Here is a 21,848-nt window from a genome sequence, read left to right as displayed (position 1 = left end):
GCTGGGCCGGGCAGCAGCACATGGACGCGTACGCGACGCTGCCGAGCGTCGAACTCGTGGCCATCGCGGGCATGGAAGACGGCCCGCGCGACGAGCTCGGCGAGAAGTACGGTGTCGGGCGCCGCTACCGCGACTGGAAGGAGCTCGTCGCCGACGGGGGTCTCGACGTCGTGAGCGTCGCCGTGCCGACCTTCCTGCACGCACCCATCGCGGTCGGCGCCCTCGACGCCGGCATCCACGTGCTCAGCGAGAAGCCCATCGCGCGCACGGCAGCCGAGGCCCAGGACATGGTGGACGCCGCCCACCGGGCTGGACGCGTGCTCGAGGTCGCCTTCAACCACCGCCGCCGGGGCGACATCGAGGCGCTCAAGGCGGCCATCGACGACGGCCAGATCGGGCGCCCGTACCACGCGCGCGCCATCTGGCTGCGGCGATCGGGCATCCCGGCGCTCGGCAGCTGGTTCACCAACCGCGAGATGGCCGGCGGCGGTCCCCTGATCGACATCGGCGTGCACGTGCTCGACTACGCGCTGCACCTCTTCGGCGAGCCGGTCGTCACCGCCGTGTCCGCCGTGACGCACTCCGAGCTCGGCATCCGCGGGCGGGGCGGCTCGGCCGGGGGCAAGCAGCACGTGGGCTCGGCCTACGAGGTGGAAGATCTCGCCAGCCTGCTCCTGCGGCTCGAGGGCGGCGGCTCGATCGTCCTCGAGACCAGCTGGGCGGCGTACCGGCCCGCCGGAGACGAGTTCGGCATCACGCTGTACGGCACCGAGGGCGGGGCCGATCTCCGGGTGGTCGACTACGCACCCGCCGGTGAGCTGACGATCTTCACCGGCGACGGCGAGGAGACGGCGGATGTGCGGGTGGCGGCCGATCCCGGCCGGGGGCACGTCGCCGTCGTCGAGACGTTCCTCGCCCACGTCGCCGACGAGGCGAACTGGGCGCACTGGGACGGCTCACTGGCCCTCGACCGCGCCCGCGTGATCGACGCCGCGTACGAGTCGGCGCAGCGCGGGGCCGAGGTCCGGCTGCAGCCGTCCACTCAGGGTGCCGACGAGCCCGTCGACGCCACCACCACCTCCGCCACCGCACCGAAGGGAGCCTGAGCGTGTCCGCACTCCGCGTCACCGTCTGGAACGAGGGCGTCCACGAGACGACCCAGCCCGAGATCGCCGCCCTCTACCCGGAGGGAATCCACGGCGCGATCGCCGCGGGCCTGCGCGAGCTGCTCGGCGAGGAGGTCGCGGTGCGCACGGCGACCCTCGCCGACCCGGAGCACGGGCTGAGCGAAGCCGTGCTCGGCGAGACCGACGTGCTGCTCTGGTGGGGCCACATCGCGCACGATCAGGTCTCCGATGAGGTCGTGGAGCGGGTCCGCGAGCACGTGCTCGGCGGCATGGGGCTGATCGTCCTGCACTCCGGTCACTTCTCGAAGATCTTCATCCGCATGCTCGGCACCACGTGCTCACTGCGCTGGCGCAACCCCGAGGGCGGCGAGCGCGAGCTGGTGTGGAACGTGAATCCGACCCACCCCATCGCGGCGGGCGTCGACCAGCCGATCGTGATCGAGGCGCAGGAGATGTACGGCGAGTTCTTCGACATCCCGACGCCGGACGACCTGGTGTTCATCAGCTCGTTCACCGGCGGGGAGGTGTTCCGTTCTGGTGTGACCTTCACGCGCGGGCGCGGCAAGATCTTCTACTTCTCCCCCGGCGACCAGGAGTACCCGATGTACTTCCACCCCCAGGTGCGGCGCGTGCTCGCGAACGGCGTCCGCTGGGCGGCGCCGGTCGAGGGCGCCCGTGTCGCCCCGGCCGTCTCGAACCCCGAGCCGGTCTAGCGGCCGTGCCGCGAACGGAGGGGATCCCAGCCCATCCGGGCCCGATCCCCTCCGTTCCCGCACGGCGCGCCGTGCACCGGCCCGAACCTCCTCCGATCGCCGCACGGCAGACTGAGCACATGACGGACGCGCTCTCGCCCCTCCCCGCACCACGGCATCCCGATCCCGCCGACGCCCCGCCCCTGCGCTGGGGAGTGCTCGGTCCGGGCGTGATCGCCGCCGACTTCACGAAAGCCCTGCACGCGCACACCGCCCAGCGGGTCGTCGCGTGCGGGTCGCGCTCCGCGGAGCGCGCCGCCGCCTTCGCCGCGACGCACGGTGTGGAACGCGCGCACGCGTCGTACGAGGCGCTCGTCGCCGACCCGGGCGTCGACGTCGTCTACGTCGCAACGCCGCACTCCGAGCACCTGCAGCACGCGCTCCTCGCGATCTCGGCGGGCAAGCACGTCCTCATCGAGAAGCCGATGGCCGCGACCGCAGGGCAGGCGCGGCGTATCGTCTCCGCGGCACGGGAGGCCGGTGTCTTCGCCATGGAGGCGATGTGGACCCGCTATCTGCCGCAGACCGACATCGCCCGGCAGCTGCTCGACGACGGCGCACTCGGCGAGCTGCGCGTGGTGACGGCGGACTTCGGCGGCAACGCGACGTACGACGCGGCGGGTCGCCTCTGGAACCCGGCGCTGGCGGGCGGCGCCCTGCTCGACCTCGGCGTCTACGTCGTGTCGTGGGCGTCGTTCGCCCTCGGCGCTCCCGCCGGCATCATCGCGAGCGGCACCCTCGCCCCCTCGGGCGTCGACGAGCAGGCGGCGCTGGTGCTGAGCACGATCTCCGGGGCTCAGGCGCTGCTCAGCACGGGACTGCGCGCGGGCACCCCGTCGCTCGCCACCATCAGCGGAGTGGACGGGCGGATCGAGACGGATGCGCCGTTCTGGGGTCCGAGCGGCCTGCGTGTCCACCGGGCCGACGGCTCGCTGGCCGCCCACTGGCGCGATCCGTACGGCCGTCCCCACCGGCAGGGGATGTCGTACGAAGGCGCCGCTCTCGCCCGCTACGTATCCGAGGGTCGGACCGAGTCGCCCGTCCACCCGCTGGACGAGGCCGTGTCGACGCTGGAGACCATCGACGAGGCGCGCCGGCAGCTCGGCGCCGCGGGCGTCGACGTGGGCGTGGGCTGATCGCCGGAGTCGCCGGGGCGGGGCACAATGGAGGGGTGCTCGACCACGCCCCGCTCCGTTCCGCCGACCTCTACCGGCCGGGCGTGCTGGCGGATCTCGAGCCGGTCCGCGCGGCCGCTCCGGCCCCTGTGCCCGTGATCCCGGCGGTACCCGGGCAGACGGGGCATCTCGCGCGCGTCGTCGCGCGCTCCAGCGACCGCGTCGGCTGGCTGCGCGCACGGAGCCGTGGCATCACCGCCACGGATGTCGCCAAGCTCTCGACCCCGCGTTCTCTGCGGGCGGCCGTGTACGACAAGCTGCACGGCAGCGGGTTCTCGGGCAACTCCTTCACCCAGCACGGACGCGTGCGCGAGCCGGAGATCGCCGCCTGGGTCGCGGCCACGCACGGCATCCAGCCCTCCGACGCCCTCTTCCACGCCGAGCGGGACCGCCGTCACCTGGCGACGCCGGACGGCCTCGCGGTGCGAGCGGACGAGCGCATCGAGCTCTGCGAGATCAAGACGACGAACAAGCCGTTCCGCAGCATCCCGCGCAGCTACCTGCGGCAGATCTGGTGGCAGCAGTATGTGCTCGGCGCCGAGCGCACCCTCTTCGTCTGGGAGCAGCACGACGGGTTCGTTCCGCTGCACGACGAGCCGGAGTGCCGCTGGGTCGACCGTGACGAGAACGAGATCGCGAAGCTGGTGACGCTCGCAGGCGACCTCATCGAACTATTGCGCCAGGCCACCGCGCGGCCGGCGGCACCCCCACCGGCGGAGGCGGTGTCCACCCCGCTGCCGACGCTCTACTGAGCGGTGGCGGGCTCCGCGGAGCGCAGCGGCGTCCGCACCAACGCCAGCGAGTAGACGGCGATCCACGCGATCGCCACGGTCGTCCCGATCAGCTCCAGCCATGCCCCCACGTCGGTCGCCGCGTGCACGATCGCCAGCATCCCGCCGACGATCGTGATGACGGCGACGGCGACGCAGCTCGCGAGGGAGAACCGCGCCACCCGCGGCAACCGCGCGGCGAACGCCACCTGCAGCATGGCGAAGCAGGCCGCCGCGAAGCCGAGCACCGCCGACACGGTGTGGGCGAGATCCTGGCCCGTCGACCGTGGATCCGCGAGGGGGACCGGACAGTTCGCCGTGCACGTGACCTGCGACGCGATGACGAAGCACAGCGCAGCGACGCCGAGGCTGAGCGCCGGTGCCCAGCGGTCGAGCAGGCGGACCCGCGAACGCACGTGCCCGCTCGCCAACGCGATCGAGAACCCGCCCGCGGCGATCAGCAGGAGCGCGATCCGGAACATCCCCGCGGTCGGAGCGCCCTCTGCACCCAGTTCGCTGACGTACACCGGGTACGCGACCGTGAGCCGCGCCGCCCAGATGATCGTGAGGCCCCCGAGGACGCAGATGGTGCCGATCGCGAGCAGGACGGGCACGGCGCGCTGCCACCCGCGGACCAGGGGCGGCGCCGCGAACGGCTGGCGCACGATGCGCAGGAATCGCTCCACGCGGGCTCCTCGGTTCGGGGTCGAAGCATCCTAACGTGACGTCGGCTGGAAACGACCTGGGGGTATCCGAAACAGAGTGTTCACATGCGGTGACCCCGGCGTAACACCGGTGACGCAATCCCGGGATTGACTGGTGACGAACCGACCGCACCACCGGTGGGACCGACGAGGGGACGATGAATGCCGAAGACGATGCGGGCCGCGCTCCTGGACGCCGCGGGCGGACCGGAGGCGCTGCGGGTCGGCGAGACAGCGACCCCCGACCGCGTGAACGCCGAGTTCCTCGTCAAGGTCGTCGCGGCCGGGGTGAACCCGATCGACGCGAAGACCCGTGCCGGCCGCGGGGTGTTCGAGGCCATCCACAGCTTCCCCGCCGTGCTCGGCCACGACTTCAGCGGAGTGGTCGTGGAGTCTCCGTACAGCGCGCATCCCATCCGGCCGGGGGACGAGGTCTTCGGGATGGTCATGGTCCCCCGCTTCGGCGGCTCGTTCGCCGAGTACATCTCGGTTCCCAGCCTCAGTGTCGTGCGCAAACCGGCCACCCTCTCCCACATCGAGGCGGCGGCCGCGCCGCTCGCCGCACTCACCGCGTGGGGGATGGTCGTGGAGGTCGCCAAGGCGCACGAAGGGCAGCGGATGCTCATCCACGCGGGCAGCGGCGGTGTCGGCCATTTCGCCGTGCAGTTCGCCTCCTACTTCGGGGCCCACGTGATCGCGACCGCGTCGGGGTCGAAGGCGTCCTGGCTGCGCTCGCTCGGGGCCTCCGAGGTGGTCGACTACACGACGACCCGCTTCGAGGACGCCGTGCGCGAGGTCGACGTCGTCATCGACCTCGTCGGCAACGTGCACGACGACACCGGCAGCCGCTCGCTCGAGGTCCTCCGCCCCGGCGGGCTCATCGTCAACGCCCCCACCGGGAGCTGGCCCGGCTTCGCTGACGAGGTGGCGGCGGCCGGGATGCGGGGCACCCACTACAAGGTGGCGCCCGACGGCAACACCCTGTCGGTGATCGCGCGTCTGCTCGAGGCGGGGAACGTGCGCGTGCACGTCGACGAGATCTTCGCCCTCGACCAGATCGCCGACGCGCACCGCGCCGTCGAGGGCGGCCACACCCGCGGCAAGGTCGTGGTCAAGGTCGCCGAGGGCTGACGCCGCCCGCATCAGGTCGCGTGGTCCGGTTCGCGAGCAGGTCGACGAGGCGTTCCACCAGCGGGCCGAGATGCTCGGCCATGGCTGCGTACCCCGCGGCCGGACCGCCGTACGGATCCGCGACATCGACCCGCGCCGTCACCGAATCACGGAGCCGGGGTCGCGCCGCGCGAAGCGCGTCGAGATAGACGTCGATCGGTGCCGATCCGTCCGGCGTCGCTCCCGAGGCGTCGGCGAGCTCGGGGAGCTCGGCGATCGTGAACGTGCGCCGCAGGGCGTCCGGCCAGGCGCGCACGACAGCCGAACGCTGCTCACCGGTCATCGTCACGATGAGGTCGGCCATGGACACGAACTCCTCGCGGAGAAGGCGCGCTTGGTGTGCGGGGACGGGGACGTCCGCGCGCGCGAGCAGCGCGACCGTCCGGGGATCCATCGGCATCCGGTCTCGCGCCTGCGTGCCGGCGCTCGCGAACGTGAGCGCCGCGCCGGCGGCGGTGGCTCTCGCCACGGCGATCGCTTGGGCGTAGGGCGATCGGCAGATGTTGCCCGTGCACACGAAGAGGACCGAGAGCACGTTCTCACCCCTTCTTCCGCTCGCGGCGCTTGCGCGCTCGGTCACGCCCGGATGGTTCGTAGCCGTAGTACTTGGCTTTCCCGGTCGGGCGCACTCGGTTCACGACCATCCCGAAGATGGTTGCACCCACGAAGTTCAGGGTCTCGAACGACTGACGCAGCTGATCGCGGCGCAGCCGCCCGTCGGCTGCTGCCACGACGAGCACTCCGCTCGTCAGTGCGGCGAGCGCCGAGGGATCGGAGACGCTCACCAGGGGCGGGCTGTCGATGATGACGATGTCCGCATCACCCTGAAGACGGTGGATCAGTTTCTCCATCGTCGCCGAGGCGAGCATCTCGGCCGGATTCGGAGGGAGCGCTCCAGCCGCGAGCACACGCAACGCCGGCACGTCCGAGACAGGCTGAAGGGCCGTGTCGAGCTCGGCCGCCCCGGTGAGGACGGTGGTCAGCCCCACCCCGCCTTCGAGGCCGAAGAGCTCCGCGATCCGGGGACGACGCAGATCAGCGTCGATCAGGACCGTCCGCATCCCCGATTCCGCGAGGACGATCGCGAGGTTCGAGGCGATCGTGCTCTTTCCCTCCCCCGGGATCGACGACGTGACGAGCACCGAGCGGATGCCGCGGTCGATGCTGACGAACTGCAGATGCGTCCGCAGCTGGCGGAAGCTCTCGGTGCGGCTGCTGTAGGAGTGGAGAGTCTCGAGGACGAGCGCCGCCGATTCCTTCGGCTCGGCTTCGAAGCTGCCGAGCACGCCGGCACCGCTGACCCGTTCGATGGCCTCGCGGCCCCGCAGGCGCGTGTCCAGCACCTCGGTCAGCAATGCGGCGAGAATGCCGAGGATCAGCCCCAGCATGATCCCGATGCCGACGTTGCGGGTCAGACTCGGGTCGAACGGGACGGTCGGACGGGTGGCGTCCTGCACCTTCTTCAGAGTCACGGGCGCGGCCGATGGCGAGGCGGTGTCGGTGTTCTCCAGGCCGTTGACGACGCTGACGAGCGTGTCGGCGACACTGTTCGCCCAGTTCTCCGACTGACTGGCCGTCGGCGCGGTCGCGCGGATGTTGATCAGCACGGTGTCGGCGGGGTTCTCCACGCCGATGCTGCCCTTGAGCACGCCGGGATCGACGCCCACCTCGCGCGACGCGTCACGCAGCACACGCGCACTGGTGGCGAGCGCGACGTACGAGCTCACCCGGCTCTGCGCGAAAGCGTTCCCCTGGTTGAGGTCGATGACACTGTCGTTCCCCTGGACCAGGACGAACAACTGGGCGGATGCCTGGTAGCTCGGCGGAGTGATCGTCGTGATACCGACCGCGGCGAGGGCGGCCAGCAGGGTGCTGAAGGCGATCAGCAGCCAGCGCGTGCGGAGGACTCTCAGATAGTCCTTGAGGTGCATGGGATTCTCTTTCGTGAAGGGATGGTCGAGGGTACGGACGGGAGTGTCCGACGCGTGAGGGGTTGACGGTCCTGCGTGGTCCACACCGCCGCCGCGCACGCGGCGAGGAGCACCCAGAGGATCGGCGTGGACAGGTCGGGCAGGCCGATGATCTTGGCGATGAGGAGTCCCACGAGCGACCAGCACGCCGGAACGGCGGAGCGCGCCTTGTACGCGTGGCGCACGAGCGCGGCGATGGCCACGGCGAGCAGGACGAAGCCGACGACGCCGACGTTGGAGAGGAGCATGAGCGCGAACGACGAGGGGCGGTTGCCTCCCAGCCCCACGCCCAGGCCGAACGTCTGCCGAACGATCTCGAGAGAGAAGGAGTCCGCCGAGCTCCGGAATCCCATCGATGCACTGCCGACCTTGCGCGTGACGATGTCCGTGGCCCACGATGCCAGCCTGTTGCCGGCGAGCACCGCGCCCAGGATGAGCGCGAGCGCCACCAGAGACAGCCAGATCACGCGCGGGGAATCCTCGCGGACAGCGCGGAGGATGCTGACCACGCCGGCGATCGCCGCGAGGACCGCACCGGCGACGACGGCGGTGCCGGAGCCGGAGAGCAGCAGGTTCATCAGCGCGAGGAGGCTGAGTCCGGCGCCCAGCAGGCGAACCGACACACGCGACGAGACACAGCACGCGACGCCGAACGCGAGCGCGGCCAGAGAGAAGCCGGCGAGCTCCGACGGCTCCGCCAGCACCCCGCGAGCGCGGCTCGTCTCGTCGGCGTAGATGACGTTGGTCGCGTTGTCGAAGATCCAGGCGGGCCAGCGGACGCCGACGAGGCCCGACACGATGCGCAGGCTGCTGAGAACGGTGCCGACCGCCAGCGGGATCGCCGCGAGCAGCGGAGAACGCTTCGTGACCACAAAGTAGACGATCACCGCGAACCCGATGAGCAGGTAGACCGTCTGGGCTATCGTCGAGACGGTGTAGGTCAGGGCCTCGGGAGACCGCACGGCGATGTCCACGCCTTTCCGAGCCGGAAGAACATCGAGTCCGGCGAAGATCAGCGGGCCCGCGGCCGTGATGAGCACGCACCAGGCCGTGAACATCACCATCGGCACGTGCCCGGCCCCGCCGGAGACGCGCCGGGCTGTGAACAGCAGAGCGATCGCGCAGATCACTCCGAGCATCTGGAACGGCGAGATCGAGATGCTTCCGACGGTGATGGCAGCACTCGCAGGCACCCCGGCGGACGCAGCGACCACGACGACGAATGCATCCCTGCGGAAGGCAAGGCACGCGAGCGCGCCGAGCAGGAACACCACGCCGAGGGCGGTCACCTTCTCCTCCTAAATTGATCTACTTGTTCTATTTCGAATCAGACTGTACCATAATAAACCATTATGTTCACAACTTCCCGTCCGCGCATCGAGATCCCCTGGGAGCACGCCCCGACACCCCCGCGCGCTGCCGCGCTCGCGGGTCTGTGGAGCGGGGGAGGCTCTGTGCTGCGATCCGCCGCGCAGTTCGTGAGCGCGCTCGTCCTCGCCCGCCTGACGGGGCCAGGAGGATACGGCCTCGGAGCGATCGTCGTCGCCGCCGCCACGGCATCGGAGCTGATCCGGTTCTCCGGGTTCACGCACGCGATCATCCAGTCGCCGACCCTGGACCCTCGGCGAACGGCGACGGTCCATTACGTCTGCATCGCCGTCGCCGTCGCGCTCGGCGCGATCGTGACGGGGGGCGCGGTCGCCATTGCGACCGCGATCGGCGAGCGTGAGTTCGCGGGCGCCCTCCCCTGGCTCGGTCTGGTGTTCGCCTTCGTGGGCATCAGCGCGATCCCCAGCGCCCTGCTGTCGCGCGCACTCGCATTCGGCGCACTCGCCGTCGTGGAGACGTGTGCCGTTCTTGTGGCGTGCGCGACCAGCATCGCTCTGGGATGGCTCGGCGCGGGCGCGCAGGCGTTCCTCTGGCAGGCGGTCCTCACCGCCGGACTGACCACGCTGGGCGTTCTCACGGTCTGCCCGCGACTCCCGTGGCGGCCCGCAAGCCTCCGCGAATCACGCACCCTCCTCGTCTTCGGCCTGCGTTCGAGCGCCGGACAGCTCTTCCGCTATGTGTCGCTGACCTGCGATCGCGTCGCGCTGACCTTGTTCGCCGGCCCGGCGCAGACCGGCCTCTACGCTCAGGCAAGCCAAGTCGTCACGGTTCCGATCGGCCAGACCGCAGGACCCGTGCAGCGGGTGATGCTGCCCGTGCTCAGCCGAGCGATGGCCGACCCGGCGCAGTTCCGCCGTTACTACCGGCACGCTGCAGCGCTGCTCGGATACGTCCTCTTCCCTGTCGCCGGGCTCTGCGCGGCGACGGCGTCCCCGCTCGTCCTCGTCGTGCTGGGGCCCAGCTGGGCGGAATCGGCCCCGTTGATCGTCGTCCTGTGCACCGGTGTCGTGGCCACCGTCGTCACATACCTCAACTCCTGGGTCTTCGTCGCGACGGCCGCTGTGCGCAGCCAGTCGCGACAGCTTGCCGCGTCCATGCTCGTCACCGTCGCCGCCGTCGCCATCGCCTCGACCTTCGGCGCGACGGGCACCGCCATCGCGGTGGTGGGGTGTGCGACCGTCACGGCGGTCGTCGGCTTCCTGCTCGCCCGGCGCCGGGCGCCGGTGACGACGAGCGACCTCCTGAGCGCCCTGCTCGGCCCCGTCGCAGTCGGGGCGGCGACAGCTGTGTCCGCCGTAGCGGCTCAACTCGCTCCGGCACCGGACCTGCCCCGTCTGATCGCCGGCGTGTCCGCCGGCGCCGCCGGCGGGCTGGTCACCATCTTCCTCCTCCCGCACGGTCGCCGGACGGTCGCCGCGCTCGTCTCGACCGTCCGACGCCCCATCGCCGGACCGACCCAGAAAGCATGATCATGAAAACGACTTCTCCCTTCCGACCCGCTCGCCGGAGCATCGTCTACCTCGGCTGGCAAGGCAACGACAACTTCGGCGATGAGCTGCTCTATGACACCTGGAAGGCCGCGCTCTCCTCGTCGCTGAACGACGAGGCACCGCTGACGCTCCGGCGCTACCTGGTGACGGAGGCCGCCTCCTTCCTTCGCCAGCGCGCCCGCACCCTGGGCGATGAGCGGATCGTGCTTCTCGGGGGTGGCACCACCGTCGGCTTCGACGCCTGGGCCGACCACGCCGAGCTCGCGCTGCGCATGTACGGGGCCCGCGCCCTGGTCGCCGCCGGTGCCGGAGCGGCACGTCACGACGACCCGGTGACGGCGACCCGTCAGCCACAGGACTGGCGGCGCTGGTCGCAGCTGGAGGCCTTCGCCTTGTGGGGTGTCCGCGGCCCGTCGACGCAGGACGAATGCGCCCGCGCCGGCCTCTCCGCCCCGGTCGTCGGCGACCCGGCCCTCCTCTATCCGGTCGTCCGGCCGCTGGAGAGCCGCCTCGCCGCCCCGGCGATCGGCCTGTGCCTCGGCTCCGAAGGAACGAGCGCCTACTCGGTGCCCCAGATCGTGGACGCCATCAACCGCTACGCATGGACGCGCGACTGCGAGGTGGTGCTCTTCGAGCTCACGCCGGCCGACCGGCCGGTGACCATCGCCGCCCGCAGGCGGCTCGGGAACCGCGCCCGGGTGGTCGCCTTCGAGGGCGACGTCGACGCCATGATGGGCGAGATCGCAGCCTGCGCGGCGTTCGTCTCGGAACGCCTGCATGGCACGGTCGCCGCCGCCGCCGTGGGGGTTCCTGTCGTGCCGCTGTCCTACGGGAGCAAGTGCGACGACTTCTGGCTGAGCATCACCGGCGAGATGCCTCGTCTCTCGCCCACCTCCCGCACGTCTGACGTGATGGCGGAAGTCCGCCGTTGCGTCGAACCCGCGTTCACCGGCCGTGTCGCGCGCGCCGTCGAGGCGGCCCAGCGCTCCCTGCTGGAGTGTTCGCGGACCCTCGATGCCTGGCAGCGCGGCGAACGCGACACCGCCTCACTCTTCGGATTCCGGCCAGAAGCGGTGATGTGCGATGCCTGACGAGCATGGTGACGCGACCGTCGTCGTCCCCGTCGGCCCCCGCGCTGAGCACCTTCCGGAACAACTCCGAGCGCTCGCCCGTCAGGTCACCGATCGCCCGCTTCACGTGATCCTGGCCTGCAATGGCTGCCCGCCCGCCACAGCGCGGTCGCTGGTCGCGGACACCTGGCAGGGCCCCCACACGATCGAGATCATCGACGCCGCCGAGATGAGCGGCCCGAGTTACGCGCGGAACAGCGGGTGGCGGCGATCGTCGAGCCCCACGGTCCTCTTCTGTGACGCCGACGACATCGTCGCATCGGGGTGGGCCCAGGGGCTGCTCACGGCGCTGGGCCGAGCAGACCTGGTCGGCGGGACACTCGAGCACGACACTCTCAGCGGACTCGTGCGAACCTCCTGGGGAGCCACCGGGAGCTGCTCGCTTCCTCGCAAGTTCCGCTATCTGCCGTTCATACCGAGCGGCACCCTCGGCGCGCGAAGGGCGGCACTCGAGGCCCTGGGCGGGTTCGACGTCGGCCTGCATCGTGGCGAGGACGTCGATCTCTCCTGGCGGGCGCAGCAGCATGGCATGCGGGTCGAGCGTGCGCCCGCCGCCGTCGTGCATGTGCGGCGGCGCAGCGGAGCGCGGGCGCTTTTCGCTCAAGCGTGGGCCGATGCCCGGTCGGATGCGGTGCTGCTGGCACGCCATCGACCGCACGGCGCCCACTGGGCGATCCATGATCTCGTGCGCGAGGCGGCAGGCGTCGCCGTCGCCGCCGCCGAGGCCGTCGTGTCGGCCGACGGCAGGACGAAGCTCGCCAGTCGATCCGGACGATTCGCCGGACACGCGTGCACGATCGGCGCGCTCGCACGAGCTGCGCGACGGCGCTGAACCGCTGACGAGCCCGCCCCCGGCGGCGTCATCGACGTGCTCAGGAGCGGCGACGGATGAGCCGGAGGAGCGCGTTCTCGGTCGCGGCCACGATCCGCGGGGTCGTGAGACGGCGCGCCGTCTGCAATCCGGCCACTGCAAGCCTCGCACGCAGCCCGATGCTCTCCGCGACCGAGACCAGAGCGGTCGCGATCGCGTCGACGTCCGGCTCGACCAGCAGCCCGTTGATCCCGTCGCTGACGATCTCAGCCGGACCTCCCAGCCTCGACGCGATGACCGGGGTCCCTGCTGCCATCGCCTCCGCCACGACCATGCCGAAGCCCTCGGGCCATCGTGCCGTGTGCAGACAGACATCCGCCTCCGCGATCACCGCGTCCATGTCGGAGCGTGCCCCGTGCATGACCACCGCGTCTCCGAGGTCGAGTTCGTCGATGAGCGCGCGCAGAGCGGCCTTGAACGACTGGTCCCGGGCGAAGAGCGCGTCCCCGACGATGTGCAGCCGGGCATCCGGGGCGAGCGCGTGACGTGCCGCAGCGAACGCGCGGACGGCGATGTCCTGTCCTTTCTGCTCGCTGATCCGGCCCGCGAGCACGAACCGCGTGACGGTCGGCCGCACCACGGGACGATCGACGGGCGGGTACGGCAGCGGAGGGCGGATCACGAAGCCCGGCTTGCCGAGCCGCCAGGCGCCGATGGAGGCGAGGCTCGCCCGCGAGTTGCCGATGATGCCATCGGCGAGCACAGCCGCGCAGACCCGGTAGATCGCAATCGCCGGCCTGCTCAGCAGCCCGCGGTCGAGCACCACGTGCTGATGCTGGACGACGGGGACGTTTCGGAGCAGGCCGACGAGACCGCCGAGCACGTGCGCCTGGGCGGAGTGCGTATAGATGACGTCGGGCCGACGTCGCCCGACCACGGCGCACAACGCGCGCAGGCTTCGCAGCATGTCCAGCGGGAGACGCGCGGCCCGGCGCCCTCGGGACCGCGCGGACGAGGACGGGAAGGGGACGACCAGATACTCGACGCCGCGCACGCGAAGCTCATGCTCGATCGGACCGTGCTCGCCCAGCACGACGAAGGGGACGAGCCGACGCAGACCGCCGGAGAGCCGCGCCATGAGGATCTCCGCGCCGGCCAGCTGCGCGCTCTGCGAGAGCAGGAGGACGACCGGACGTCGCCCGTCAGAGGAGGCCGGTGTCTCTTCCACGGGTCAGCCCTGGGCCGAACGGGCGAACGCGTCGACGGTGTCGCTTCGCAATGCGCTGCGGAGTTCGCCCAGCTGCTTCTGGTCGAGGTAGACGACGGCTTGGTCCCCCTCCATCCCGCTCCCGGAGGTCGCCAGGGTGACGAAACGGACATCGCTGGAGCGGATCCGCCCGTAGTTCATGCCGATCTCGAAGATCGTCTGAAAGGTGAGCCCCTGATCGATGGTCAGATGTTTCGTGACGGCGCCGGTGAACGTGAAGATCTTCTCCGGGCTGGTGAGCGTGGAACGCGCGATCAGGGCCTGCACGATGCCCCCGATCAGAGCCTGCTGATTCCGCACCCGCTGGTAGTCGCCACCGGGGAGCCCGACGCGGGTGCGCACGAACTCGAGCGCTTCCCGGCCGTCGAGGCGACGTGGACCAGGAGCGAACGTGTAGTGATCGGTAGCGAAACCCTGGGGAACGGTGACGGACACGCCCCCCAGCGCGTCGACCATGTCACGAAAACCGTCGAATCCCACGATCGCGACGTGATCGATGCGCGCGCCGGTGAGCTGCTCGACGGTCTGGACGAGCAATGGCGCGCCACCCCACGAGAAGGCCGCGTTGATCTTGTCCGTCCCATGTCCGGGGATCGGGACCCAGCTGTCGCGCATGATCGAGATGATCTGCACGGACGATCGATCGGCGGGCAGGTGGACCAGCATGATCGTGTCCGATCGCATGCCGGTCGCCCCGGGGGTGACCGTATCCGCGCTCGCGGCCGGCCCGTCCACACCGACGAGCAGAATGTTCTTCGCGCCGTTGGACGCAGGATCGGGCCGGGCACCCGACGGGAACACCTGTGAGTCGGGCAGCACCGTCGCATTGCTCGCGAAGGTCGTCACCAGAGTGTTGAACGCCAGCGCGGCGGCGAGAACGCCCGAGACCAGAAGCCCGGCGAGAACCGCGACGACGACGAGCACAGAGCGTTTTCGACCCGTACGCGCCCGGACCCTCTTTCCCATGATTTCCCCTCAGTGATACATAAAGACTCTTTTTAGAACATACCGTTCTATTTCCAGGGCGCAGCTCGCCGTGATGGGCGGCCACCCACTCCCACTGTCGATGACCAGGCACCCTCGCCGCCGAGGCCGAAGCAGAGAGGTCCACGAAAGTTGACGGTCGGGCGGGCGGGGTTGATGAGACAGATAGGTTCAAAAAGACTCTAGTTGTCACAGTTGTGCTCGAGTCACGCGGGGCGTCCACTTTCGGCGACACCTTCCGATGCGCAGGCGCCTCCGCCTCTCTCGATGGACAACCGTGTCTATGCCGGAACCGGGATCGGGCCGGACACCACCAAGGGGGAAAGGAAGGGTCGACGACGTGTCAACCTCTGCTCGCACACCGGCCATCGCGTCGGCACGAGGCGCTCATCGGGTACCGGGCCGGGCCGACGCCGATGGTTGGCCGCAGCTCCTCGCAGCGACCGACTCCATCGTGATCCTCGCGGCATTCGTCGTCGCGCACCTCGCCCGGTTCAGCGGCACCGCGTCCCCCGACACACTGGTCGTCGGTTACACACCGGTCCAGTACTGGCTCGTCTCCGCAGTATGCGCAGCCCTCTGGTGGCTGCTGCTCGGGACGTCTCGGTCGCGCGATCCCCGTATCCTCGGGCGCGGATACCTCGAGTACAAGCGGGTGCTGTTCTCCTGCATCTGCGCAGCCGGATTCATGGCCATCGGCTCCTACTCCCTGCACACCGACGTCGCTCGCGGCTACCTCGCCATCGTCGTCCCGCTGGGATCCCTGGCGCTCCTGGTCGGCCGGGCCGCGATGCGCCGAGCCCTCGTCGCCCAGCGCTCCCGCGGGCGGTGCCTCGCTTCCGCTCTGATCGTGGGCGACGCCGCCGCCGCCGCGCTGGTGCAGTCCCAGATCCGCGACGACGCGCACTGCGGTCTTCGCGTCGTCGGGGTGTTCAGCACCGACGAGGGCCGCCCGCTTTCCGCTGACGACGGCACACTCGACCAGATCGCCCGCGAGGCGATCGGCGCCGACGCATCCGTCGTGCTGCTCGTCGGGGAACTCGCCAACGACAGCCGCGGAACCCAACGCCTCATGTGGGACCTCGAACAGGCCGGCATCGAGATGATCATCTCTTCGCCGCTGGTCGGCGTCGACCACGCACGCATCCAGCCCCGTCTTGTCGGGCGCTTCCCGTTCCAGCACGTCGCCCTCCCCGACCACCACGGGGTCGCGTCCCGGCTGAAACGCGGATTCGACATCGTCGCCGCGAGCATCGCCCTCGTCCTCGCGACCCCCGTGCTCGTGGCCGTCGCGGTCGCGGTCAGATCCAGCGGCCCCGGCCCGGTGCTGTTCCGCCAGCAACGCGTGGGGAAGGGCGGGAGGGTGTTCTCGATCCTCAAGTTCCGCACCATGTGCGATGGAGCGGAACACCTGCGCTCCTCCCTCACGGGCAACGACGCCGAAGGCCCCCTGTTCAAGCTTCGCGACGATCCTCGAGTCACCCCCGTCGGCCGCATCCTGCGGCGCTATTCACTCGACGAGCTTCCGCAGCTGCTCAACGTGATCCGCGGAGAGATGAGCCTCGTCGGCCCCCGGCCGGCGCTGCCGTCGGAGGTGCTGGAGTACGAACCCCACGAAGCCAGACGGCTGATGGTGAGCCCGGGCGTCACCGGTCTCTGGCAGGTCAGCGGTCGCAGCGACCTGGGCTGGACAGAAGGCGTGCGCCTCGATCTCCACTACGTGGAGAACTGGTCCCTCATCCTCGATCTGATCGTCCTGGCCCGCACCGTCACCGTCGTCATCCGGCCGAAGGGAGCCTACTGATGGTCGCCCATGGACTCATAGCGCACGAGTGGATCGAACGCCTCGGCGGCGCAGAGCGAGTGCTGGACTCGTTCGCCTCCCTCTACCCGCACGCGGACATTTTCACCCTGTGGAACGACCACGCGGGACGCTACCCCACGAACCGTGTGCGGGAGAGCGCACTGGCTCGCACCCCCCTCCGCGGCCGGAAGGCGGCCTCCTTGCCGCTCATGCCGATGATCTGGCGGCGGCTGCCGAACCGGGAGTACGACTGGCTGCTGGTCAGCTCGCACCTGTTCGCTCACCACGCGCGACTCCGCGGACTGCCCGACACGCGCAAGTTCGTGTACACGCACTCGCCCGCTCGTTACCTCTGGGCTCCGGAGTGCGACGATCGCGGCCGCAGCCTCGCCGTCCGCACCGTGGCCCCTGTCTTCCGGGCGATCGACGCTCGACGTGCCGACGGTCACGTCAACCTCGCCGCCAACAGCGCGTACGTCCGCGAAAGGATCGCCCGGAGCTGGGGCGTCGACTCGACCGTCATCCATCCCCCGGTCGACGTGGACGGCATCCAAGCGGTCGACGACTGGAGCACACAGCTCGACGACGCCGACGCCGCTGTGCTCGCCGGGATCCCCGGGGACTATGTCCTCGGAGCGTCGCGTCTGGTCCGCTACAAGCGTCTCGACACGGTCATCAGGGTCGCTCACGACGCAGGCATCCCCTCCGTCATCGCCGGTGCGGGACCGGATCTGCCGCGCCTGCGCGACATCGCGGAATCGCTCGGCTCCGCGACGACGTTCGTCACGGCACCCTCCACCCCGTTGCTGCGCGCTCTCATGCAGCGCGCGACGGTGTACGTGCTTCCTGGTGTCGAAGATTTCGGAATCACCCCCGTCGAAGCGATGGCGACCGGCACCCCTGTCATCGTCAACCGCCGAGGCGGGGCCGCCGAGACCATCGCAGCCGGTGTCTCCGGCATCGCGATCCCCGACTTCGAGGACCATCGGGCGTTCCGCTCGGCCCTCGAAGCGGTTCAGAGCTTCGACCGGGCCGTCGTGCGCGCAGGCGCGCGCCGATTCCGCACGGAGGAGTTCGAACGTGGCATCCGCACCTGGATGACACGCCATCGCTGACCCACAGAGAAAGAAGAAACCCATGCGTATCCGCCACACCAAGACCGCCGGCGCCCTCTTCGGGCTCGGCGTCCTCGCCGCCGTCCTGACCGGCTGCTCGGCACCCGCCCCGGCCCCGAGCTCGACCGGGAACGCGAACGTCGCCCCGGCAACCGATCTGCCTCGTGCCTCCCTCACCTGCACGGACGGCAAAGCCGTCCTCACCGAGAACAACGTCCAGGCGACGCTCTCGGGTCCGTGCGACACCGTCGAGGTGAAGGCCTCCAACTCGATCCTGGACCTGGGCTCGGTCAAGCACGTGATCGTGTCGGGCTCGATCAACCTCATTCGCGCGGGCGAGGTCGGCTCGGTGGAGCTCACGGCCGATGGCAACATCGTCACGACCAAGGGCACCCCCTCCGTCACCGACCACGGGAAGGGCAACGAGATCACTGCGGCCCACTGACCCGCAACGCATGCCCGCCCGCCAGCACGACCGCGGTCCGCCGAGGACCGCGGTCGTGCGTCCAGCAGCTCCGCGGAGCACCCCTCAGGGCGCGAGCGCCAGCCGGAAGTCGATGATCTGTCCGATGCGCCGACCGAAACCGGGGTTCTCGTCCATCAGCCGGTCGGCCGCCTCCACGTCGAGCGCGAGGATCCGCACATCCGTCTCCGCGACCACTCGGGCCCGCGGCGACCGCCCGACAAGGGTCGTGACACCGACCATGTCGTCGCGGTCGAGTGTGGCAGGCGATGCGTCGTCTCCCTGACGCTGCGTCACGTCGATGCGCGCCCGGCCGGCGAGGATGATGCCCACGAACGGCGTCTGCACGCCCTCTCGCTCGACGACCTCGCCGACGCCGAAGACGAGCGTCCTGCTCGATCGCATGAACACCTCGACCGCGCTGCCGCCCAGCCGGAACGCACCGGTCACCGCGGTGGCGTCGGCCTCCGGCACACGAGTCGCCTCCCTGGCGGAGACGTCGCCATCGAGGGCGAGCCCGGCACGGCGTGCCGCGTACCACAGCCGTTGATTGAAAATCGAGACCGTGCGGGTCTCATCCGCGGGACTCGCGATCGGTACCGTCACTCGGTAGGAGCCCGCGCCCGCGTGATCGACCCGGACGGCGTCCGGGGAGACGCAGGTCGGCAGGTCCGCGGCGACGGCGCGCAGCGTCACCGCGACGGCACTCGGCGCGTCGTCACTCGCGAATGCCGCGTCGAGCATCACCGTGGTCGGCCCCGGTCCGCGCGAGCGGTTGGCGAACGATGTCGTCGCGAGGGAGCCGTTCGGGATGATCTCGACACCGCGGGCGGTGTCGAGATGCACGGCACGCCAGTTGACCTCGACCACGCGGCCTTCGATGGACCCGATCACGAGCCAGTCGCCCAGCCGGAACGGTTGCTCGAACAGCAGGAAGAGACCGGCCACGATCGGGCCCACCGCCTGCTGGAGGGCGAGACCGATCACGATCGAGCTGACTCCGAGAGCGGCGAAGAGGCCGCCGACGTCTGCTCCCCAGACCCAGGAGAAGAGCACGCCCAGACCGACGACGATCAAAGCGATCCGGACGATGTCCACGAAGATGGAAGGGATGCGCGCGCGCCACGTTCCCCGCTGCGCCGTGACGAAGAGCCCGATGTTGAGGCCGTTCAGCAGCACGAGCAGAATCAGGAAGCCGAGGACGGTCGCCACCACCCGCGTCCAGGACACCGACTCGGCGGGCAGGTGAAGCTGAGTCAGCAACACCAGAATCGCTGCGAGAGGCAGCACGACATCGCGCACCAGCCGGACGAGTCTCGCGGCGGGATGTGCTCGGCGCCCCAGGGCCGCGGCGAACTCGGTCAGGCCGAGCATCGCCAGCGGGAGCGCCACGACGACGATTCCGGCGGTCCAGAGCAGCGTCGTGTTCATCGGCCGGTCGGCTCCGCGTCCGCGGCTGGCAGTACGCGCCAGAGCGGCTCACCGGTCTGCGGGTCGGCGGCCTCCTCTGCCTGCACGACATCGATCGTCGAGGGCAATGCGGCGGCCACCCGGGCCGTCACGAAGATGCCCGAGCGCTCCTCCCCTTCGAAGGCCCGGTGGGCGAGATCGACGGTGTCACCCCACATGTCGAACATGACACCGCTCCGGCCGACCAGCCCGCTGGTGACCGTGCCGAAATCGATCCCGGCTCGCAGGCGGAGATCGACGCCGAGTTGCGCATTGAACCGCCGGACGACCCGATCGGCGGCGAGCGCGAACTCGACCATCCGGCGGGGAGCGTCCACGCGCCGCACGGTGAGCCCGCAGCTGGCGAGGTAGCCCTGCTGGCGTGTGCTGCGAACGGGTTCGACCCCCAACCGGTTGGCCTCGTCGTCGAACGCACGGAAGATGGAGTTCAGGGTGGCCAGCGACTCTGCGGACTCACGGCCGCGGCTGTACTGCTCGAATCCATCGACATCGGCGAAGAGCACGGCGACACCGGCGTGATCGTCGGCGATCGTCTCCTCTCCGCCCTGGAAGCGTCGGGCGACGTCGTCCGGCATCATCGTGCGCAAGAGGTCCTGATGCTGACGCTTCTCTTCCTGCAGCAGGGCATCTTTGGTCTGCAGCGACCGCGAGAGGTCGTTGAACGCCCGTCCGAGGTCGCCGATCTCGTCGGTCGAGCGCACGTCGACCTGCGTGCCCAGCTCGCCGCCCGCCGTCTCCTCGACGGCCCGGTGCAGCCGGCGGATCGGCCGCAGGAAGACCTGTGCGAGGCCGAGGGAGAGCAGGCAGACCGCGATGACGATCACGATGATGGCGATCAGCAGGGCCTGGGTCAGCTGATTCACCGGGGCGAATGCCTCGCTCGTGTCCATCTGCGCCACGATCGCCCAGTCCAGGCCTTGCACGCGCAGGGGCGCGTAGGCCATCAACGCTTCGCGCCCGGTGTAACCGGTCTCGGTGCTCAGACCCGTCTCTCCGCGCAACCCCTCCTTCGCCGCGGTCGTCTCGATCGGTTGGAGGAGGATCGGATCGCCCGTCCGGACGATCTGGTCGGCGACGCTCGGCGCGGTCCCGGCGTCGACGACCGCCGTGCGATAGGTCTTCGGCGATTCCACGAGCAGCCGCGAGGTCGAGCGCATGGTGCTCCCCGGGCCGACCAGATACGACTCACCCGTCTTGCCGAGGCCCTGCGCCTGCCACTTCGTCCCTCCGGTCATCACGTCGTTGATCGCGCTGACATCGATCTGGAAGGCGAGGGCGCCCGTCACGACACCGTCTCTGCCGACCGGGGAGACGATCCAGAGAACGGGTTCGTCGAACGCCGGCAGGTAGTTCTGGAAGTCCGTCGTCACCGTCGTGTCGACCGTGTTGGAACGCAGGGCCTCCTCGTACGCGTCGGCCAGGAGGGAATCACGGAACGGCCCGGTCTCGACGTTCGTGCCGAGATCGACGCCCTTGTACGCCGAGTACACGATGTCCCCGGTGGTGTTGAGGAGGAGGACGTCATTGAACGAGAGCTTCGTCGCGAGATCCGCGAAGTACGGACCGTACGTCGCGTTCGCGGCGCTCCACGGGCCCTGATCGGCCGGATCGACATAGTCGAGGGCCTTCTGGTAGTCGGAGCCGACCACCGCCGTGTACTTCGCCTGCAGATAGCGCGCGGCGGGATCCGTCGGCAGGAAGGAGTCCACCGCGTAGGTCTTCGCGGTGCGCTCGGTCACCTTGGGCAGGAACTGATCGGTGTAGTAGGCGGTCAGCGACTGTTCGCCACCCGGCTCGATCGAGGAGGTGGCGAGTGCGGAGAATCCGGCGTTGAACGCGTTCGACGCCTCGGCGGCGCTCGCGTTGCTCGAGGCGAGAGCCACCGCCGAGCGCACGCTGGAGAAAAGCCGCTGCACCTCGGCCGACCGGTTGGCACGAACGCTCGTGAGTTGATCGAACGCCGCCTCCCGCAACGACTGTGCCGAGCTGTAGTAGGAGATGAAGCCGGTCACGGCGGTGGCGCCGACTCCCACGACGAGCAGCATCACCAGCAGCTTCGACTGGATGGTGAGCCCGCGGCGCCTGCGGAACGGCTTCCGCGGAGGCACCGGCAGCGTCGGCTCGGTGTTCACGGACGACTCCACACGCCACTCCTCGCGCTGTGCTCGCTGGCTGACAGAACTGACTTGTCCGCCAAGATACCCCGTGTTCCGGCACGGGAGCGGCATTCCTTCGTGGACGGTCTCGTCCGGCGCGT

Annotated in this window: 19 protein-coding genes; 11 read left to right on the top strand and 8 right to left on the bottom strand. The window is 70.0% G+C overall.

The genetic code is table 11. The features are described 5' to 3' along the window. The first annotated feature begins 20 nt into the window (after positions 1-20). The 4 genes from LLS1_RS12305 (at position 21) to LLS1_RS12290 (ending at position 3,806) form a co-directional block, all read left to right on the top strand. Complete coding sequence (locus tag LLS1_RS12305; protein ID WP_264186907.1) at positions 21-1,106, top strand: Gfo/Idh/MocA family protein; 1,086 nt, start codon at positions 21-23, stop codon at positions 1,104-1,106. Then, the gene (locus LLS1_RS12300; RefSeq protein ID WP_226656194.1) at positions 1,103-1,840 is read left to right on the top strand and encodes a ThuA domain-containing protein; all 738 of its coding nucleotides are present in this window, start codon (positions 1,103-1,105) and stop codon (positions 1,838-1,840) included. The genes LLS1_RS12305 and LLS1_RS12300 overlap by 4 nt, the downstream gene beginning before the upstream one ends. A gap of 119 nt (positions 1,841-1,959) precedes the next feature. Beyond that, positions 1,960-3,015: a Gfo/Idh/MocA family protein gene (locus tag LLS1_RS12295; protein WP_226655927.1), complete on the top strand. Its 1,056-nt coding sequence runs from the start codon at positions 1,960-1,962 to the stop codon at positions 3,013-3,015. Between the two features lie 35 nt (positions 3,016-3,050). Further along, positions 3,051-3,806 (top strand): YqaJ viral recombinase family protein, encoded by a 756-nt coding sequence (locus LLS1_RS12290; RefSeq protein WP_226655925.1) that lies wholly within the window; start codon positions 3,051-3,053, stop codon positions 3,804-3,806. Here LLS1_RS12290 and LLS1_RS12285 read toward each other — a convergent pair. Next, on the bottom strand, positions 3,800-4,510 hold the full coding sequence (locus LLS1_RS12285; RefSeq protein WP_226655923.1) for a DUF998 domain-containing protein: 711 nt from the start codon (positions 4,508-4,510) through the stop codon (positions 3,800-3,802). The genes LLS1_RS12290 and LLS1_RS12285 overlap by 7 nt on opposite strands. Before the next feature lie 180 nt (positions 4,511-4,690). Between LLS1_RS12285 and LLS1_RS12280 the strand changes: the two genes are divergently transcribed. Further along, the gene (locus LLS1_RS12280) at positions 4,691-5,659 is read left to right on the top strand and encodes an NADP-dependent oxidoreductase (protein WP_223359721.1); all 969 of its coding nucleotides are present in this window, start codon (positions 4,691-4,693) and stop codon (positions 5,657-5,659) included. Here LLS1_RS12280 and LLS1_RS12275 read toward each other — a convergent pair. The 3 genes from LLS1_RS12275 to LLS1_RS12265 are packed head-to-tail and all read right to left on the bottom strand — an operon-like array spanning position 5,640 to position 8,957. After that, the gene (locus LLS1_RS12275) at positions 5,640-6,278 is read right to left on the bottom strand and encodes a hypothetical protein (protein ID WP_226655921.1); all 639 of its coding nucleotides are present in this window, start codon (positions 6,276-6,278) and stop codon (positions 5,640-5,642) included. The two genes, LLS1_RS12280 and LLS1_RS12275, sit on opposite strands and share 20 nt — an antisense overlap. After that, complete coding sequence (locus LLS1_RS12270) at positions 6,238-7,629, bottom strand: polysaccharide biosynthesis tyrosine autokinase (RefSeq protein WP_226655919.1); 1,392 nt, start codon at positions 7,627-7,629, stop codon at positions 6,238-6,240. Before LLS1_RS12270 ends, LLS1_RS12275 begins: the two co-directional genes overlap by 41 nt. Next, positions 7,608-8,957, bottom strand: a complete 1,350-nt coding sequence (locus LLS1_RS12265) for a hypothetical protein (protein ID WP_226655917.1) — start codon at positions 8,955-8,957, stop codon at positions 7,608-7,610. The genes LLS1_RS12270 and LLS1_RS12265 overlap by 22 nt, the downstream gene beginning before the upstream one ends. A gap of 63 nt (positions 8,958-9,020) precedes the next feature. Between LLS1_RS12265 and LLS1_RS12260 the strand changes: the two genes are divergently transcribed. Genes LLS1_RS12260 through LLS1_RS12250 form a run of 3 tightly spaced genes read left to right on the top strand, consistent with a single transcriptional unit; the run spans position 9,021 to position 12,509 of the window. Continuing rightward, positions 9,021-10,526: a lipopolysaccharide biosynthesis protein gene (locus tag LLS1_RS12260; RefSeq protein ID WP_226655915.1), complete on the top strand. Its 1,506-nt coding sequence runs from the start codon at positions 9,021-9,023 to the stop codon at positions 10,524-10,526. 2 nt (positions 10,527-10,528) lie between these two features. Then, on the top strand, positions 10,529-11,638 hold the full coding sequence (locus tag LLS1_RS12255) for a polysaccharide pyruvyl transferase family protein (protein ID WP_226655913.1): 1,110 nt from the start codon (positions 10,529-10,531) through the stop codon (positions 11,636-11,638). Then, positions 11,631-12,509 carry a glycosyltransferase family 2 protein gene (locus LLS1_RS12250; protein WP_226655912.1) on the top strand — a complete coding sequence of 293 codons (879 nt, stop codon included), beginning with the start codon at positions 11,631-11,633 and terminating at the stop codon, positions 12,507-12,509. Before LLS1_RS12255 ends, LLS1_RS12250 begins: the two co-directional genes overlap by 8 nt. 40 nt (positions 12,510-12,549) lie before the next feature. On the opposite strand, the gene LLS1_RS12245 is transcribed toward LLS1_RS12250, so the two are convergent. Together LLS1_RS12245 and LLS1_RS12240 are read right to left on the bottom strand one after the other, a co-directional pair. Next, entirely contained in the window at positions 12,550-13,716 is a 1,167-nt protein-coding gene (locus LLS1_RS12245) for a glycosyltransferase (protein WP_226655910.1), read from the bottom strand. 3 nt (positions 13,717-13,719) lie between these two features. Next, the gene (locus tag LLS1_RS12240) at positions 13,720-14,679 is read right to left on the bottom strand and encodes an LCP family protein (RefSeq protein ID WP_226655908.1); all 960 of its coding nucleotides are present in this window, start codon (positions 14,677-14,679) and stop codon (positions 13,720-13,722) included. A gap of 400 nt (positions 14,680-15,079) precedes the next feature. Between LLS1_RS12240 and LLS1_RS12235 the strand changes: the two genes are divergently transcribed. The 3 genes from LLS1_RS12235 to LLS1_RS12225 are packed head-to-tail and all read left to right on the top strand — an operon-like array spanning position 15,080 to position 18,103. Continuing rightward, positions 15,080-16,543 carry a sugar transferase gene (locus tag LLS1_RS12235; RefSeq protein WP_226655907.1) on the top strand — a complete coding sequence of 488 codons (1,464 nt, stop codon included), beginning with the start codon at positions 15,080-15,082 and terminating at the stop codon, positions 16,541-16,543. Next, on the top strand, positions 16,543-17,658 hold the full coding sequence (locus LLS1_RS12230; RefSeq protein ID WP_226655905.1) for a glycosyltransferase: 1,116 nt from the start codon (positions 16,543-16,545) through the stop codon (positions 17,656-17,658). Before LLS1_RS12235 ends, LLS1_RS12230 begins: the two co-directional genes overlap by 1 nt. 22 nt (positions 17,659-17,680) lie before the next feature. Then, positions 17,681-18,103 carry a DUF3060 domain-containing protein gene (locus LLS1_RS12225; protein ID WP_226655903.1) on the top strand — a complete coding sequence of 141 codons (423 nt, stop codon included), beginning with the start codon at positions 17,681-17,683 and terminating at the stop codon, positions 18,101-18,103. A gap of 84 nt (positions 18,104-18,187) precedes the next feature. On the opposite strand, the gene LLS1_RS12220 is transcribed toward LLS1_RS12225, so the two are convergent. Continuing rightward, positions 18,188-19,552 (bottom strand): mechanosensitive ion channel domain-containing protein, encoded by a 1,365-nt coding sequence (locus LLS1_RS12220; RefSeq protein ID WP_226655901.1) that lies wholly within the window; start codon positions 19,550-19,552, stop codon positions 18,188-18,190. Continuing rightward, positions 19,549-21,735 carry an adenylate/guanylate cyclase domain-containing protein gene (locus LLS1_RS12215; RefSeq protein WP_226655899.1) on the bottom strand — a complete coding sequence of 729 codons (2,187 nt, stop codon included), beginning with the start codon at positions 21,733-21,735 and terminating at the stop codon, positions 19,549-19,551. The genes LLS1_RS12220 and LLS1_RS12215 overlap by 4 nt, the downstream gene beginning before the upstream one ends. Positions 21,736-21,848: the final 113 nt, after the last annotated feature.

It is taken from the genome of Leifsonia sp. LS1 (assembly GCF_020521355.1).
Taxonomy (GTDB): Bacteria; Actinomycetota; Actinomycetes; order Actinomycetales; family Microbacteriaceae; genus Leifsonia.
The sequence above is the reverse complement of the archived record's forward strand: the minus strand, read 5'-3'. Positions and strand labels throughout refer to the sequence as shown.

What these genes read in the sequence shown, in the direction of transcription:
- LLS1_RS12280 (WP_223359721.1), top strand. Translation starts at nt 4,691, where the DNA reads ATGCCGAAGACGATGCGGGCCGCGCTCCTGGACGCCGCGGGCGGACCG.
- LLS1_RS12220 (WP_226655901.1), bottom strand. Translation starts at nt 19,552, where the DNA reads ATGAACACGACGCTGCTCTGGACCGCCGGAATCGTCGTCGTGGCGCTC.
- LLS1_RS12250 (WP_226655912.1), top strand. Translation starts at nt 11,631, where the DNA reads ATGCCTGACGAGCATGGTGACGCGACCGTCGTCGTCCCCGTCGGCCCC.
- LLS1_RS12255 (WP_226655913.1), top strand. Translation starts at nt 10,529, where the DNA reads ATGAAAACGACTTCTCCCTTCCGACCCGCTCGCCGGAGCATCGTCTAC.
- LLS1_RS12260 (WP_226655915.1), top strand. Translation starts at nt 9,021, where the DNA reads ATGTTCACAACTTCCCGTCCGCGCATCGAGATCCCCTGGGAGCACGCC.
- LLS1_RS12225 (WP_226655903.1), top strand. Translation starts at nt 17,681, where the DNA reads ATGCGTATCCGCCACACCAAGACCGCCGGCGCCCTCTTCGGGCTCGGC.
- LLS1_RS12230 (WP_226655905.1), top strand. Translation starts at nt 16,543, where the DNA reads ATGGTCGCCCATGGACTCATAGCGCACGAGTGGATCGAACGCCTCGGC.
- LLS1_RS12295 (WP_226655927.1), top strand. Translation starts at nt 1,960, where the DNA reads ATGACGGACGCGCTCTCGCCCCTCCCCGCACCACGGCATCCCGATCCC.
- LLS1_RS12270 (WP_226655919.1), bottom strand. Translation starts at nt 7,629, where the DNA reads ATGCACCTCAAGGACTATCTGAGAGTCCTCCGCACGCGCTGGCTGCTG.
- LLS1_RS12305 (WP_264186907.1), top strand. Translation starts at nt 21, where the DNA reads ATGGACGCGTACGCGACGCTGCCGAGCGTCGAACTCGTGGCCATCGCG.